Origin of the sequence: Streptomyces cyaneochromogenes (genome assembly GCF_003963535.1) — a bacterium.
Classification (GTDB): domain Bacteria; phylum Actinomycetota; class Actinomycetes; order Streptomycetales; family Streptomycetaceae; genus Streptomyces; species Streptomyces shaanxiensis.
This window is the reverse complement of the sequence record NZ_CP034539.1, coordinates 10,568,628-10,585,268: the sequence shown is the minus strand read 5'-3', so window position 1 is coordinate 10,585,268 and position 16,641 is coordinate 10,568,628. Positions and strand designations below refer to the sequence as shown.

Sequence of the window (16,641 nt, the reverse complement as noted above, 5' to 3'; positions counted from 1 at the left end):
CCACCCCTCGTCACGCATCCACAGGTCATGCGGCTCATCAGCAGTCCGGGCAGAGCCAGTGATCGATTTCCACGGTTTCCATCCGGACCTTATCACCCTTCTTGAAACCATATTGCTTCAATTTGCTCGACTGGAGCACTGCGCCAGTAGTCGTGAGTTCAGGGTAGCCGGTCGACTGGTTGGGCGTGAGAGGGCCGGTATTAGTCTTTACCTCGACCGCTACCCACGCACCATCCGGTCGCCTTGCTATGAAGTCAGCGATGAATACATCGCCATTACTGTCAAGGAATCGAACCTCTTTTGTGATGTTCTGATACCCCTCGGCAGCCAGCCGGTCCGCCGTCGCAAATGCCCCTAGGGCTCCGTGGTCAATTCCTGATTCCGGGCACGCTCCAACGCTTCCTGCATTGTGTACGAGTACAGGGTGAGAACCCGCGAGTACGTAGTACGTATGCAGGCCAGCGATGGTCAGGTTGTGTACGCGTGCGCTCTGAGTCCAGCGCTGGATGGCCTTGACCTGAACAAGAGTGCCGGCTGATGTGCGGAGCCACTGGCCGAGCTTCAGGTCGCCAGCGTCGACCCACTGGCCTGCGTTAACGACCCAGAAGGGGTGGTTTTCTGTGGCAGTAAGCGTCTGCTTGTCGTCCGTCTCTTCCTGAACGGTGATCTTTACCAGGTTTTTAAAGCCCTCGCTGAGGAGTTCAGCGGTCACCTTCTGTGGTGAGGTCTCCCCTGTCCAAGGATCCGTCGCCAAGACTTGGTCACCGATCCGCAGATCCTCAATTTCCTTGGTCGAGCCGTCGGCCATGAGTACTTGGGTGCCTGGCAGGAAGCTACTCGGCCTGAGACAGGCCAGCGCTCGGGCGGCCTCCGTGTCGCCCTTCTTGATGAGATTTGCCGCTTTGGCGAGTTTCCCCACAGGCAGAAGCCCAGCCACCGTCCACACGCAGCCGCTGACGCTCCCCTGCGCGCAGCGGATGGCGTCTCGTACGCCGATGAGTTCGAGGAAGTCGCCTGAGGGTCTGATCCAGCCGAGTTGGTGGGCTGCGTTGCACTCGGGGCTTCCCGAGTTCTGGTAGCACAGGTTCTCGGCCCATCGGACGAGGAGCTGGCTGTAGGTCTGGTTCCCGAACGGGTCGTAACCGATGTTGCGGAGGTATTCCTCGGTGGGGATCTCCACGCCGGGAACGAGTTCGGGCTGCTTCGTGCTGCCCTTGTTGTTGCCGCCGTTCGTGCCGCTGGATTGGTTGGTGCCGGCGTAGCCGGGGGCGACTCCTCCGCCTGTCGGGTTGCCGTCCTTGGAGAGGGAGCCGTCGCCGTGGGTGACGACACCGGTTCCGCATTCTTCCGGCGAGCCGGTGTCTCGGCCGCAGGCGAGGCCCAGGCCGGTGGGGTCGGAGTGGGTGACGGGGTTCTGAGCGCCGTAGCTGTAGCCGTTGAGGGTCTGAGGTTTGTCGGTTTCCAGCAAGGGGTCGACGCTGAGGAACTGGCCAAGGGTGGGGTCGTATTCGCGGGCCCCTATGTGGGTGAGCCCGGTTGTGTCGTCGGCGGGTTTGCCGAGGAATGCCTTGTCGTCGGGCCAGGTGGACGGTTCGTTGCCGCGGGGGGCTCCGAAGGGGGTGAGGTAGCGGCGGGTGGCGGGCTGGGCTGTGTTGTCCTTGACGGTCAGGCTCATGGTGCCGTGGTGGTCGCCGGCCTGGAAGGAGAGGCTGGTGGTTCCTGCGTCGGCCGTTCGTACGGCGCCGCCTGCGTAGTAGCGGGTGCCTGAGAGGGCCTTGTTCGCCCCGCTGTTGGAGACGGTGAGTTTCACCTCGGTGCTGCCGAGGTACAGGACCGTCTCGCCGTCGGTTGTGGCGGCTCGGCGGATCAGGAGCTGTCCGTCCGGGCCGTAGAGGTACTGCGTGCTGGTGGCGGGCTTGGTTTCGGCGGCGGGCTCGCTGGCTTGGGCGAGTTTGCCTTCACTGTTCCAGCTCAGCGTCTGGGTTGCCTGCGTGCCGGGCCGACTGGTGGTGTTGCCGGCCTTGTCGTATTTGTACGTTTCGGTGGTCGGGGTGGAGCTTCCCGGGACGGTCGTCTCGGTCTTGGTCAGCGGATGCGGCTGTCCGGTGTCGGTGCCGTAGGTGTAGGTGACGGCGGTGTCTCCGGAAGCGCCGTGCTGCGTTTGGGTCTTGCGCTGGCCGGCGCTGTTGTAGGTGTAGCTGAACCAGTATGGGGCGGCTCCGCCCAGGTTGGAGGTGGTGCGGCCGGTGGTGGAGCAGTCGGCGGTTTTGGGTGTCCAGGCTTCGGTGAGGCGGCGGTGGCCGTCGTAGGCGAAGCATTGGTGGTCGGCCTGGGAGGTTCCTTGCCAGGTGGCGGTGTCGGAGATGGCGGTGATGTTGCCGGCGTCGTCGTGGGTGTACTTCAGGTCCTGCAGCATGTAGCTGTGGGTGTCGGTGGTGACGTCCGACTCCTTGAGACGGCGGGTGCCGTCTTCGTACTGGTTGGCGACGTACACCTTCTTGCCGGCGGAGTCGCTGCCGAGGGTCTGTTGCTCCAGCAGGCCCATGGTGGTGTAGGTGGTGCCGAGCAGGTAACCGGTGACTCCCTTGGCGGTGTTGAGCATGCCGAGGGTGTTGTAGGTGTAGTCGATTTGTTCGTAGGTCTGGGTGCCGGTGGCGGGCAGGCCTGCGACGGCGGGCTCGCGGGTGTACTGGATGGTGCCGTCGACGTTGTAGGCAGTGGCGAAGTCCAGGGTCTGGGGGACTCCTGCGGCGACGAGGGGTTCATCGGCGGCTGCGGGCAGCTGCAGCTGGGTGGACAGGGGCTGGTAGAGGCTGTTGTAGGCGGTGACCTTCTGGGCGTAGGCCTTGCCGGTGGTGCCGCCGACGTAGCGGGTGGCTGAATCCAGGTAGCCCTTACCGTTGGCGACGGTGTCGTAGGTCCAGGCTGCGAGCTTGTTGGCGTCGGTCTTGTCGGTCTGCCACAGGCCTGTCTTGCGGCCGAGGGAGTCGTAGCCGTAGAGCAGCTTCCTGTCCTCGGCGTCGGTGGTGTTGTCCAGCAGGTCAAGGCTGGTGTACGTCGACTTGGTGGTGCCGCTGTCCGGGTCCGTGGCGGTGGTGCGGCGGCCCTTGAGGTCGTAGCCGTAGGACCACTGCTTGGTGTCCGGGCCGGTGACGGTCTTGGTCTGGCCGCCGGGAGCGTAGGTGAAGGCGGTGATGGCCGGTGTACCGGTCGGTGTGGGGTTGGGGTATTCGCGGCTCTCTGTGACCTGTCCGAGCAGGTTGCTCAGCAGGGTGACGGCTTTGCCTCCGGCGGGCGCGGTGGTGGTGGCGGAGTCTCCGGTGTAGCTGGTGGTGGTGGTCCAGCGGGTGGTGCTGTAGGTCTTGGTCACCACTTGGGTCGGGCGTCCGGTGGCGTCGTAGCTGGTGTCGGTGTGCAGCGGAGCGGAGCCGCCCGCGGTGGCGACCAGTTCGCCGGACGGGGCGGTGGCACTTTCCCACAGGTCTGCGTTGGATTCGACTGCCAGGCCGCGGTCGTCGTAGAGGGTCTCGTTGACGATCCGGCCACCGCGCGGAGAGGGAGCCTGGGTCTGGCGCGGCCGCTGGAGCGCGTCGTAGATCTCGTAGCTGGTGTTGTACTGGGTTTTGCCGAGGACTGAGGTGGAGAGCCACGAGGGTTCGGTGTTGGAGATGCTGTAGCCGAACTTGTAGTTGCCGCCCTGGCCCAGGACGTGGGAGCGGTTGGCCAGCCACACCTCGGTCAGTCGGCCGAGGCTGTCATAGCTCTGTTCGGTGATCCTGTTGTTGGGGTCGGTTGTCTTCAGGGGAAGGCCGCGGCTGGCGTCCATGACCGTGACGGTCTTGTGGTCCTTGTCGTTGTAGACGTCCATCTGGGTCAAAGGGCCGGCAGTCGACGGGACGTACGTGGTGCGGGTACGGCTGCCCACGTTGTTCGTGACCAGGGTCGCGCGCCCGAGGGTGTCGTACGTGGTCTCGGTGACCTTCTGCCAGATCGGATTGTCCGAGGCGTCGTAGCCATTGACGCGGCCGATCCAGCGGACTTCGCCCTTGGTCGGCACCTGGTCCGCCGACCATGTGGTCGTGTCGTAGGACGTGGCGGTGTCGCCGATCACGTCGCCGGGACGGGCGTCGTTGGCCGGTAGGTCCAACTGGCTTGTCGCGACGGTGCATTTCTTGGCGACCACCTGCTGGCGGGAGACCAAGGCGGTGAGTCCGGCGGTGGCGTTGCGGGCGTACCAGGTGCGGGTGCACACCTCGTCGCCCGAGGCCTCGGTGGCGGAGTCCTCCACGGTCACGGGCATGCCGTAGTCGTCGTACGTCGTCTGCGTGGTGCGGGTCTTGTCGGTGGCGGTGATGCCGGAGGTCACCCGGGTGCGGGCGTGGCTGGCTTCGGTGCGGACGTAGTAGGACTCGGTGTCGGCGTAGGACTTGTGTTGGGTGGCGGTCTTCTTCGACCAGGGGTCGTTGATCTTTCCGGAGATCTCGTCGGCGCCGTCGTAGGTGACCTGTTCACGGGTGAAGCCGGCGTACTGGTCGAGGTCGTCGATGGGTGCGGCTTTGATCCCGGAGACCTCAACGGTGCGTGTGGAGCCGTCCTTCTGCTTATCGGCGTGCATGCCGCGCAGGTAGACGGTGACGTCCTTGGACTTCGGCCCGGTGTCGTCGCCGACAGTGTGGGTGACCTTTCCGTAGCCGCGCCAGATGGACCAGGTGCGCTCCTTCTGCGGCGTCATGGGGTCGTCGTTGTAGTGCCAGGCGCCGCCACCGGAGTAGTCGTAGTGGTGGTTGACGGCCAGGGTGCCGCCGTAGACGGAGGTGAGGCGGACGTCGGAGACGGGGTACTTCTGGAACCAGTCGAGCTGCGGGACGGAGCCGCCGTTGGGGGACCAGTAGATCGGGTAGCAGCGCTTGGTGTTGTTGTCCTCGGCCGGTTTGGTCATGGCGGCGGTGCACTCGGCCGGCATGTAGTTGATCGTGGTCTGCTGGCCGGTCTCGGAGACGATGGTGGCAAGGCGTGGCTTGCCCAGCGGCAGGATGTTGTCGGCCTTGCCGTCGACACGGTTGGTGAACATCTCGTGGCCGAACTTCAGGGCCGGCAGCTCGATGTCGGTGCCGTAGGTGCCGACGCGCTGGAGTTCGTCCAGCCACAGCGACTGGTCCGAGGAGTCACCGACCTCACCGGGGTCGAGGTAGAGGTGCTTGAGCCGGTAGGAGTCGACCTGGTCGAAGGCGGGGGTGGTGAGCTTGGTGTTCCAGAAGTAGGTGTCGACGCTGGTGAGCCGGTTTCGGGTGAAGAAGGTGGGGCTGGTCTGGCCGGTGCAGGCGTCGCCGGTCTTGCAGATGGCGTCGTAGGGTACGTCGGGCCAGTTGGTGCGGTGCGCCTCATCCAGGGTGTTGCAGCCGGGAGATGCGGCCAGGCAGCGCTCGGCGACGTTGAAGGTGACCTTGTTCGAGGCGGCCGGGGTGCCGGTGAACAGTGCGTCGGCGCGCTGGCCGTAGCGGATCTCCTTCAGGTAGCCGCCGCGGACGTATTCGGTGCCCGGTGTGTCGACGCCGTTCTTGGCGTAGAAGTTCTTCTCCTGGGCGTACCAGTAGGTCATGGCGTTGCCGCGGGTGTCCTCGACCATGTCGAGGTTCCACCGCCATGCCTGGGTCACCGCTCGTCCGCCGAAGGTGGTGGAGTTCCCCCAGCCGGGCTCGCCCTGGTCGTCGCCGAAGACGGGGACGGTCCAGACCGAGTTGGTGCGCTCGCCGGACGGAGCGCCGGGCAGCTTGTGCAGGCCGAAGGTGTACTTGGTGCCCTCGCCGGTGGTGATGCGCCAGTGTTCGCCGTTGCCGTCGCCGTTGCCGAGGGTGGTGTCCAGCAGGAGCTCGACCTTGGAGGCGTCGTCGTTCTTCAGCCGCCACTCGCCGCTGGTGTCGTCCTTGACCAGTTCCGAGGCCTTGCCGTTGAGCACGAGTGAGGCGTTGGTGTACTTCCAGCACAGGTCGTACTTGCCGGTCTCGCCGTCGTCGTCACAGGAGTGGTACTTGCGCTCGACGTAGGAGGAGGTGATGTCGAAGCCTTCTCCGACCATGGAGCTTTGGTTGTTGGTGTTGGCGGTGCGCCCGTCCACGCTGCTGGAGTCGTAGGAGATGGCCAGATCTGGCTCCGGGCCGGCCGCGGGGGCGGGGATGGTGAGCGGGTGGCTCCAGGAGAAGGAGCCGGAGGAGCCGCCGGCCTGCCACGCGGACGATGCCGCAAGCGGGGTGGCCTTGTAGTTGCCCAGTCCGGAGCTGGCCCCTGCGGTGACGGCCAGCAAGGCCATCTGGCGCGGCTGTGTCGTCTGCTCAGCAGCGGGCCGGTCGGGCGTGGGGGTGGTGGCCGGCTTGGGCACGGTGATGTCCCCGGTCACCCGTGCCGTGCGGCGATTGTTGGTGGAGGGCAGTTCCTTTTGGATTCGGCAGGCACGCTTGTGGGGTTTGGTCAGTGCGCAGGCAGGCAGCTGAACCAGGCGGAGCCGACCGGCGAAGTCGGCGCCGCCTACCGCGAACTTGCGGTAGTCCACGGCCAGTCGGGCGGCTCCGGTGGCGTTGCCGGTGACGGTGAGCATCACCCCGTCGACGCCTGCGGCTTTGGCCTTTTTGCGGTCCAGGACCGTAACGGTTACCTCATCGGCTGCCTTGGCGTGCTTTTTCTTGGGGGCTGCGATGGTGACAGGCAGGGAACCTGCCTTGGCACGAGCGGTGCCGGTGGCGGGCACGTCCATGGTGACGGATCCGGGCGTGGGCCACACAGGCTTGGCCGCCTGTTCGTCACGGGCACGCCGTGCCGCGGCCTTGTCGGCGGCTTCCGCCTTCTTCAACGCGGCGGCGCTCTTCTTGTCCGGCTTGGCCTTGAGCGGGCGCAGATCGGCTTCCCGCGGCGCGGGCAGTTTCGGGCGGCCGAGTCCCTTGTCCTTGGCCTCGGCCTGGAACTCGGTGGGCCCCAGCAGGCTCGGCACCATGGCCAGCGCCAATACGGCAGCCGCCCGGCCCATCCAGCGTCGCCGCCCTGCTCGGTGTGCAGCCTTCATGGCCTTGTTCCGCCCATCGTCATCGTCTGACCCGCACCAAGGTGCACGTCTGAATCCGCGTCGTTGCCCTGCTTGCTGAGGTGGGCGGCGTGCCGGTCTCGGCGGCCGCCCATGAGGATCCGGCTAGCCGGTGGTTGTGGCCGGTTCGCCGAGGACCCGCTCGGCGATCTGGCGGCTTTCCATCGCCCCGGCCCAGATCCGCAGTTGCTGTACTGCCCCGGGCAGGTACTCGCCGGGCGCCCCGCTGGTGTGGCTCCGGCCGATGGCGAGTTCACCGGTGCCCTGCTGCGGGTCGGCGAAGTTGGGCTCGGTGGAGTCATCCTGTTGGTCGTCAGCGCCGACGAACAGGTGGAGCTTGCCGAACCGGGTTGCATCGCCGTCCGCGAATGACTCAGCGGCGTTGTACACCCCTGTGACGTGGACGAGTTCGTCCAGCACCGCCACCGCGATGGCCGACACCTGCGTCGCGGAAGCCTTGTTTCCGTTCGCGTCGACCTTGGTGCGCTCAAAGCGCCATAGGCATTCAGGCTTGTTGTCGCGGTCGATGTCGTCGGCCAGCTTGACCAGCTTCAGGGCCCAGGACGCTTCGTTGCCGATCTTCTGGCTCGCGATGGTGACGGTGTAGCCGTCCGCCTTGCCGACCAGTTTGGCCGAGTCCGCCCGGGCCAGGGCGCTGACGGTGAAGGAGCCGGTTTCGTCGACCGCCGGCCCGCTGGTGGAGGCATAGCTGGTGGTGCCGTTCAGCGTGAGCAGCTGCGGGGTCTCTGCGAATTGCGCGCTCCCTGCCAGGGCCATGCCGGTAATGGGGTAACCGGTCGTCTCCGCCAGGGTGGTACCCGTCGATTTGGTGGCGTCCCAGTGCGCCACCAGCTCGGTGGCCGCAGCCTCGTTCTCCTTCAGCTCGCCTTCGGCACGTATCAGGGGTTCGGTCAGTGCCTGCTGCCACACGGCTGTCTCGTCGAGTCGCCCACGGAAGAACTCCCCTCCGACACCAGACTTGACCGAGCGGGCCCACTGCAAGCCTCCGGAGGCTGACCAAGGCTGGTAGGTGGAGGCCGCACTGGCCAGCTTGACCGGCTGGCCCTGGGGCCGGCCGTTGACGAACAGCTGGATGGTGTCGTTGGTCGGGTCGGTGTCCGCAAGGCCGTCATCGCCTTCGGTCTTGAACACGCCGGCCAGATGCGTCCAGACCTTCAGCTGAGGTTCCTCCTCGGCAAGGGAGCGGATGAACACAGGGCTGGTCTTGTCCTGGTCGGTGCGGTTGAACACCCAGGCGTTGTAGGCGGTCGAGTAGTACAGGGCGAACGCGTTCGCATTGGTGCCGGGCTGGGCCATGACCACCCTGTTGGCCGATGCGTCGGTGAGATACGCCCACGTCGAAACGGTGAAGGAGTCGCCGGTGTTGATCGGTGGTGTGGAGGTGGCCGCATAGCCCTGCTGCTTGGCCGGGTCAGTGCTGTCCAGCCACAGCGACCGGTCGGTACCGTCGGTACCGCCGCCGCGGCGCGCCAGCGAGGAAAACCCGGTGCCTTCGGTGTACATGGTGGCGTCGTGCCGCACGGTGCCCTCGGTGGCGGTGTCCCGGGCGAGCTTCTCGAGTGAGCCGGCTGCGTAGTCGTCGAAGTGCCAGCGGCCGATCGCGCCGGTTGCGGCCTGCACCTTGATCTTGACGTGGGCCCATTCGCCCGAGCCGCCGGAATCCCAGCCGCGCACCTGCAGGGTCTGGCGGCCGGCGACCAAGGGAGTGACGGGCTCATCCACACTCGCGCCCGTGGCGAAGTCGGTCTTGGTCATGCCGGGCAGCATCCACTCGTACTTGACGACGTCGCTGTCTGCAGCGTTCTGGGCGAAGTGCAACTTGCCCTGGATGCCTGGACCGCCCTGCGCAGCGCAGTCCTCCGTGACGCACAGGGTGTAGATGCCGCCGTCCACGGCAGTGACCACGGGGGGCTTCGGCCGCTCGAGGTCGACCTTGAAGTAGCACCAGGGCGTGTACGAGGAGAACAGATCCCCGGACTTGCCGTCATAGGTCCAGTGCGACTGCGTACGTGCCTTGACCCGGTACAGCGTCTTGTCAGCTCGCGGGGAGACCTTCGCGGTCTCCACGGTGCCGTCGGGATCCCAGCCGGTGTCGGGCTTGTGGGCACTCCAGCTGCCTACCCAGGTGCCGGAGTGCTGGCGCTCCATCACCCACTCGGCCTGGAGCGATCCCTCGGAGCTTCCGGCGTTGTGCTCGACCTTGGTCTGCACTGCCGCCTGCACGTACGGCTCGGCCCGGGTCACGATGATGGGGTTCGATGAGGAGGTGGCGCACTGCACGTCGTCCGGGTCGCCGCCGGGGTTGCCCGGCCACAGGCCGTAGCGGGTCGGCACCCCGGGCTGGTAAGCGAAGTCCACCTGCAACTCGGCGTTGTCGTCGAAGCGCTTCCAGGCGGTGACATCCGACTCGTCCTTCGCCTTCAGCATCAGCGTCAGATTGTCGATCTTGCCGTCCGCGAAGTTCCGCACCGTGGACTTCAGGTTCTCGTCCGGCTCGTTCGGGTTGTCGTTGAACTCGATCCACGCGTTCGGCTGCTCAGGGGAGCACGCGGTGCCGCGGCCGGCCGAGACGTATTGGTCGCCCATCTGGTCCCAGCTGTTGTCCGCCTTGGGTCCTCCGGGCCCGGGCCAGTTGCTGCCCGAGGAAATGCCGTCGGTGCGCTCCAGGTCCACCCAGGCCGGGTTGCAGTCGAACGACCAGGTCTCATAGGCGCGGAAGGTCGCGTCGAGCACGTACTTGCCGCGCAGGGCGCTCGCGGAGTTGAACTGGAAGTACATCCGGTTCGTGTACCAGGCACCGGTGGTGCAGGTGCCCTGCGAGTTGTAGCCGCACCGGCCGATGCCGTAGCCGGCCCCGTCGAACATCCAGTAGCTGTCGCCGTCGGAGGACAGCACCGCGCGGTATGTGTGCCCGATCCCGACGGCGGGGTCGATGTAGACCGGATAGACCGTCTGGGCACCCTCCAGCACATCGGTGTCCGGCACGACAGCGATGCTGTCGTCTGCGACCTGCACGGGCATGACCGCCGAGGCGTCGCCGTCACCCGGACCGGCGGCCGGGTCTGGCTCCTCTGCCCCGCCCTCACCCGGGGTCTGACTCTCGTCTGCAGCCGTACTCGCGCCCATCATGGGCTGAGCACCCGCGGCTTGAGCCTCGCCTGCGGAGTCCCACATCCGGCCGGGCGGGCCGGTGAATATCTCCACCCCGTCATCGTTCGCCGCGGCCAGGCCGCCGTTGATGGTGGACGTGACCTCCAGGCCCTCGCTGTCGACGCTGAAAAGCACCTTGTCCAACTCCGGGCTGGCCGCGGCCTCCGGTGTCTTGACGACAAGAACTTCGCGATAGGACTCCGCCGTCGCCGTCAGACGCAGATCGACTCCGGGAAGCACCTCACGGTAAGTGGCCGTATCGCCTTCCAGAACCGGCTCGGGCAATGAACGGCCCCAACCCAGGGTGAGCATGTGCCCGTTGCGGTACCCGATCCGGATCATGTCGGAACCGGTGCCCTTGCCGGAGAAGGAAAGGTCCACGACAGCGCTCTTCGGCGCAATGCGGCCATCGGCGCGCTTCGCCAGCGTGACGTCGACCGGCTTCCACGACCCGTCCGACGCCCTCGCATGCTGCGGGGTGGTCGACTGCGTCAGCTTGAAGCTGCCGTCCGGCTGGGCGAAGACCTGGGAATACTCGGTCCGCTCGAACGGCACCTCCACCGGCTCCCCCGATTGGGCAGCGAGGGTGGACGCGGTTTCAGCCTCCGCGGGAATGGCATCCGAAGCCTGCCCAGCGTCCTGTACAGCTGCGGCGTTGGCCGTTACGGCATGAGCCGCAGCGCTGGGTGGCAGCACACCGCCCACGACGGCCACCGCGACCGCTGTCAAGAACGTTTTACCGATGCTGCGGCGCCACATGGACACACTCATCCCATGCCTCCCCCGACTCCACAGCATCCCCACCCCGGAGTCACAAGATGATCAAAGTGGAGGCACCCTATCCAGACGTGTTCTGCATATGTCAAGAACCTGAGCTGCGGCTTCCCGCAGGTAACGACCAGAACGCAGAGACACGACTCGCCCAAAGGCAGCCATGTGCGAGGGGCAGGACAGGCATCGACAGGACTTCGCCGAATCCCGACACAGCTGTAACTCGCTCTACGCGGTGGGGCATTGGCCAAAGGCGTTGTTCGGAGTTGCTGAATCCAGGACAGACCACTAGGCCCGCCCCGAGGCAGTCGTCTATGGGGCGGGAGGCGTGTCGCGTCAGGTCACGCAGAAGGCCGCAGCGGCGCTCAACCCCCGCGCTCTCAGCGCTCGCGCCGATTCTGCGGCACCCCACAAGCATGCGAGGTCCGGCGACTGCCTTATGCTCTCGGCCGGATTGTTCGGGGAGGGGCTGGGATGTTTCGTAGTTCGCGCACGGGCTGTGAGCCCGTCGGGCTTGGTCGGCGAAGAAGCCGTGCAGCAGCCGCGGTGCTAGTCCTTGCCGTGTCCGCAGTGAGCGGGTGCTCGTCGCAGGCTTCCAGTCCGAGCCCCAGTGCCACCCCTGAAGCGCGCTCACTCAGTCAGAGGGAACTGGAAGCCGCGAGACTGACCGAGAGGGAATCGGGACGCTACGGCGTAGGTCTGAGCAGCGAAACACCAACGGACATGAAGGCGGGGGTGACCATCGCCAAGCCGGAGGTCTGCCTGCCCGCGCTCAGGGTGCTCCTACACGGCTGGGCAGAAGGCGCATCCGCCTATACACGGTTGTACCTGAGCGACCCGACGAACACCGTAGGGGTTAGATCGGTGGCGCTGACGAGCTATCCCGCAGGTGGGGCCAAACGGGTGCTCGCAGCGGTTGAGAAGTCGCTTCAGGACTGTCCGTCGGTGGTCTACAAAACCGTGTTGGGAAACTCGTTGCACGCGAAGCTCTCGCTTGGAGAACCGCTGGAGCCAGGTGACGAGTCGCTCAGGGTGAACATGGGCTTCTCCTCGAAGGGGATCGACAACCACACGGCGTACGGACTGGTGCGCATCGGGGATGTCCTCGCCGTGTTCAAATTCAACGAGACGTTTGGCAGCACACTGCCCAAGCAGAAGAAGGCTGCTCTCATGCCGGTGCTGCCGGAGTACCTGGTCGCCCGGCAGGTGAAGAAGGTGGAAGCCGCTCTGCAAGCGGCTTCCACCTCCTGACCGCGGCTTTGCGCCCCTGGCTGCCGCATCGAGGACGGCACCGAGACACAGCCACCCAAAAGTCCCCCGGTGACGTTCTCGTGCCCTGCCGCTTCTATGCCGATACAGCTTCCTTCGGTTGAAGGTTGCGGGTGGCAAGTACCAGCAGGCCCGAGGTTGCCGCGCAGGTGGCCAGCAGCACGAGCCAGGGCAGACGGGCGTTCCAGGCGAAGAGACCTGCCAGCGCGGCGGGCGTGATTACGTGGCTCACGCTCCAGGAGAGCTGATTGACGCTCAGGTATCGGCCGAGGAGGTCAGCGCGTGCCATGTCTGTCACGAGGATCACGCTGGTGGGAGGGTGGATCAGTTCACCGGCGGTGTAGAGCGTCACGGCAGCTGTCATGGCCAGGATGGGTATCAGGCCGCCGATGTCTGGAGTGATCATGAAGGTGGCGAAACCGGCGGCGTAGAGGGCGATCGATGCTTGCAGCATCCGGGAGGGGCTACTCGCTTCGATACGCCGGACGGCGGGGCCTTGGGCCAGCATGAGTAGTCCGCCGTTGACTGCGAAGAGCAGGCCGGGCAACCAGACGGCGTCGGGTGCGAGGCTGTTTGCAGACAGAGGTAGCAGCACGATCAGGGACATGGCGCATACGGCCAGCAGGGCGTTGGAAGCCACGACGAGCAGGAAAGGCCGGTCGGCCAGTACGTTTCGCAGTCCGGCTCGCTTTTCTGCGCTGTCTTCGCCATCTTCCGTTTCTTGGCCGGAGGTTGTCGTGGTTACACGTGCTTCTCGCCATGTGTAGAGGAGCACTGCCACGACCGCGAAGGACAGCGCGTTGAGCAAGACCACTATTCGTGTGCCTTCACTGCCTGTTGCCACGATCACTCCGGACAGGGCCGCGCCGAGGCCTGTGCCGACGGAGCGGACAGTACGTCCGAGGGCGTACCAGCGGGCTCGTTGTTCTCGCCCGCACAGCGCGATGATCATGGCTGAGTTGGCTGGCCAGAATGCGTTGTCGCCCCAGAGCACGACTGCTGAGATGGCGATGATCTGCCAGAACTGGTCGACGCCGAGGTAGGCGAGGAAGGCTGCGGTCCGTAGGAGGCAGGACAGTGCGGCCATCTGGCCGGGGCCGATGCGGTCGATGAGAGTGCCGGTGTGAGGGCCGCCCAGCAGGGCGATGCCGGCGCCGATGGACAGGGCGAGTCCCACCTCGGCGACGTCCATGCCGGCGACGTTGACGAAGTAGAGGACGCTGAGCGGCAGGAACAGACCGGTGCCGAGACTGTCGACTGCGGCGGTGACGACGAGCCGTTTGCGCCGGGCGGTGTCCGGGAATCCCAGGCGGTCTCTCCATAGCGCGGCGTTCACGCCTGGGCTCCTTGTCGCATGCGGGTGGCCAGTTCGGCCACGCGTCGTCCGTGTTCCGTCGCAGTGGCCAGGTCGCTGTCGAGCAGGCCTTCGGGGCCCTGATCGATGTTCGCCTGAGCTGCTGTGCCTAGCCGGTAGCCGAGTCTGTTGGCGTCGTCCGGGCTGCTGGTGGAGGTGTTCCACCCCGCGGGCAGTGACTGCCCGGCCCAGATCATCGAGTGCTGCATGGCAAGAGCGAGCATGTAGTTCAAGGTGTGCAGCTTGCCGCCGGCCATGGCTGCCCCCGTGGTGAACCCGCTGGCCAGGGTGTCAGTCCAGTGGGAGGTCATCTGCCGGCCGGCGGTTTCTTCGGCGAAGGCGACGAAGCTGGCGGTGGGACCTCCGATGTAGGTGGGTGACCCGAAGATCACACCGTTCGAAGCTGCCATCAACTCCCATTGGTGCTCGTTCAGTGACGCAACCCTGATCAGGTGGACCTGCGCGCCTTGTTTCTCCGCTCCGTCAGCGATCGCGCTGGCCATTCGGTGGGTCTTGCCGCCACGCGAGTCATAGACCACGGATATGAGTGTGCTCACTGCTGCTCCGGCTCTACACGTGCGGGAGGGGGAAGTAGTTCAGCTCGTCCTCGGGCGTGGGCTCGCTGTGCCAGCCCAGGGTGACGGCCGCCTGCTGCACGCGGCCTCGTCCAAGCTGTGGGAACGCGGCGGGGAAGTTCGAGGTGAGGCCTGGGACCAGGACTCGGGCCACGTGGAAGCCGCAGGGTGCCACATCGGCGGTGGTGACATCCACGCTGATGACGTCCAGCTCTCTGGCGGCAATCCGCTCGAGGTACAACTCGAAGGAACGCGCTGGCAGTGAGGGCAGGGAGGCCCAGTCGCCCTGAGGCAAATCGGCCGTCCACGGGGCAATGCGTTCCCGGGCTCGCGGGTCGAGGTTCACCTGGCCCTGGCATTGCAGGTCAACAACGTCCCGGAAGTCTGGGCGGTAGCTGTCGAGATAGCGCCGGTCGGCTCTGTGGGGCTTGAGGTTGTGGCCGTTCAGCGCGCCGGCTGCTATCTCAGCCGCGAGCTCTTCCGCGTCCAGTGTGAAGGCGGCGTTGCCCTGCAAGGTGATCGCCTCGGCTAGGGCCTTCTTGGCCGCCGCCAGAGGGGTGTCGCGGGCTGCGAAGCCGATGACCACTGTGTCGTTCACGGTCGAGTCGAGGATGCAGGCCATGACGGGAACGCCGAACTCGTTGTCCAGGTGCACGTACCGGGGCAGGAGCTCATCGGCCCGGTCAGCGATCAGGTCCTGCAGCTCGGGCCGATCCGGCATGGCGGGCAATGCCTTGGCGTTGTGCCACCAGACCATCGACGCGTCACGCTCGATGACCTCTTCCAGGCCCGACATCAGCGCGAAGTCCTTCGAGGGCCCGGCTGCAATGCCTGCCAGGTTCGGATAGGCGTACAGCGGCTCGTCGTGCTTCACTCGTTCGGGGTGCTCGTGCCAGGCCACGTACGCCAGGAACGCCGGCACGTAGATCTCGGCGTTCTTCGTGTGGGACCAGCCTTTGACCCAGGCGCATTCGGATTCGGTGGTGAAGCGTGGGAAGGGGAAGCCGGGGGTCGCGTGCTGGGTCTCGGAGTACAGCACCAGCGAGGCAGGGCTGAGTGCGTTCAGCCCGCGGGCGGTGAGCGAGGCGTAGGAGCCGTGCACCAGCCTTGCGGGGTCCACGTAGTTGCCGCTGTAGCGCTCGATGGCCTCGCCGACCGCCGCCTGTTGTGCCGCTTCGGCGGACTCCCACGACGTGCCGAACGCGGCCGGGTCAGCGGAGAGTTCCATGACGCGTCGTACGCGAGCCACGTCCACCGTGCAGGTGTGCAGCTTGGATGGGTTGCCCTGCCGGGCTCCCCAGGGCTTGACCCGTGTGACGATGCCGGTCTCTCGGCCTACGACGGACTTGGGTGGCGGAGTGTAGTCGGCATCGGCGTAGGGTCGGTGAGGCATGCGAATGATTTCGTGGTGCTGCACGGTGAGGTAGAGAGGGTTCATTTCCAGCTCCGACTCATACAGGTCGGGGCGCATGAGCCCCATGAGCCACCGCTGGAGACGCGTCGCGACTTGTGCCAGCATCCACTGCAGTTCGGATGGCGTAGTGCGCGTCAGGATGGAAGCCTCGTCACGGGCCAGGGCGTCGAAGACGTCCTCCTGGACCGCGGCCGACCGCCGGCGGTCCAGGACGTCGCGCATGTCTACTCCCCGCCCTGGCCAGATTCCTGGGCCGATCAGACCCTGCCCCAGTTCGAACCTGAGCGACAGCCACGGGATGCGCTCGGCTTCGCATGTTTCGTTCAGTGCGAGCAGTTGGGCGTGAGCTGGGGTGTCGAAGAGTGCGAGGAGTACCGGCACCTGGCTTGCTCTGCGGGCGTCGGCGGCCCACTCGGGGAGTTGGGCCGCCGTCACGTTCTCGTACGTGCGGAACTGATTCAGCAGGGGGCCGGCCTCTGACCGCAGTTGTTCTGTTCCAGTGACCGCCAGTCGCACGCGCTCCAGCGGCACCGAGGGTGCTTCCGGATCCGCCATGCGATAGGCCCATCGCTCCAGCACGCCGTTCTGTACCGGGCGTAGGCATCCCGCCTCCTGCAGCACGGCAGCGATCTCGTCGTAGCCTTCCGGGGCGGACTTCAGAGCCTCCTCCAGTGACCGACTACCGTCCAGCAGCTCCAGCCATTCGCGGAGAAGCGGTGCGGGTGTGGAGAGCATGAATTTGGCGCCGTGGGGGGTGACCAGTAAGGACTGGTCTGCCGTCACCTCAAGGACGTCTACCTCGGCTGCGATCACGTCGGTCAAGAAAGTGGCCCTTCCGTGAAACCTAACAGAGTGCGCGGAATGGGGCCGCTTCCAGAGGATGGAAACGACCCCATTCGCTACCGCTGAGAATTCAGCGTGTTCAGCAAGGCCTCAGCTTCAGGCCCAGCGAACCGTGGGCGCCGGGGCCACGTTGTTGTTGGCCGGGGCGCGGGTCGAGAGGTCGTCACGCTCG

The 16,641-nt window shown here is 66.0% G+C and carries 6 protein-coding genes; 1 reads left to right on the top strand and 5 read right to left on the bottom strand.

The genetic code is table 11. From position 1 onward, the window contains the following. Window positions 1-37: 37 nt before the first annotated feature. Entirely contained in the window at window positions 38-7,054 is a 7,017-nt protein-coding gene (locus tag EJ357_RS47565; RefSeq protein ID WP_126387509.1) for a polymorphic toxin-type HINT domain-containing protein, read from the bottom strand. Between the two features lie 123 nt (window positions 7,055-7,177). Further along, window positions 7,178-11,014 (bottom strand): LamG-like jellyroll fold domain-containing protein, encoded by a 3,837-nt coding sequence (locus tag EJ357_RS47560; protein WP_228472869.1) that lies wholly within the window; start codon window positions 11,012-11,014, stop codon window positions 7,178-7,180. 735 nt (window positions 11,015-11,749) lie between these two features. On the opposite strand from EJ357_RS47560, the gene EJ357_RS47555 reads away from it, so the two are divergent. Then, window positions 11,750-12,265 (top strand): hypothetical protein, encoded by a 516-nt coding sequence (locus EJ357_RS47555; protein ID WP_228472868.1) that lies wholly within the window; start codon window positions 11,750-11,752, stop codon window positions 12,263-12,265. 94 nt (window positions 12,266-12,359) lie between these two features. On the opposite strand, the gene EJ357_RS47550 is transcribed toward EJ357_RS47555, so the two are convergent. The 3 genes from EJ357_RS47550 to EJ357_RS47540 are packed head-to-tail and all read right to left on the bottom strand — an operon-like array spanning window position 12,360 to window position 16,439. Beyond that, window positions 12,360-13,619: an MFS transporter gene (locus tag EJ357_RS47550; RefSeq protein ID WP_126387511.1), complete on the bottom strand. Its 1,260-nt coding sequence runs from the start codon at window positions 13,617-13,619 to the stop codon at window positions 12,360-12,362. Further along, window positions 13,616-14,176, bottom strand: a complete 561-nt coding sequence (locus EJ357_RS47545) for a flavodoxin family protein (protein ID WP_228472867.1) — start codon at window positions 14,174-14,176, stop codon at window positions 13,616-13,618. The genes EJ357_RS47550 and EJ357_RS47545 overlap by 4 nt, the downstream gene beginning before the upstream one ends. Window positions 14,177-14,207: 31 nt before the next feature. Beyond that, window positions 14,208-16,439: a YcaO-like family protein gene (locus EJ357_RS47540; RefSeq protein ID WP_228473255.1), complete on the bottom strand. Its 2,232-nt coding sequence runs from the start codon at window positions 16,437-16,439 to the stop codon at window positions 14,208-14,210. Between the last annotated feature and the right edge of the window lie 202 nt (window positions 16,440-16,641).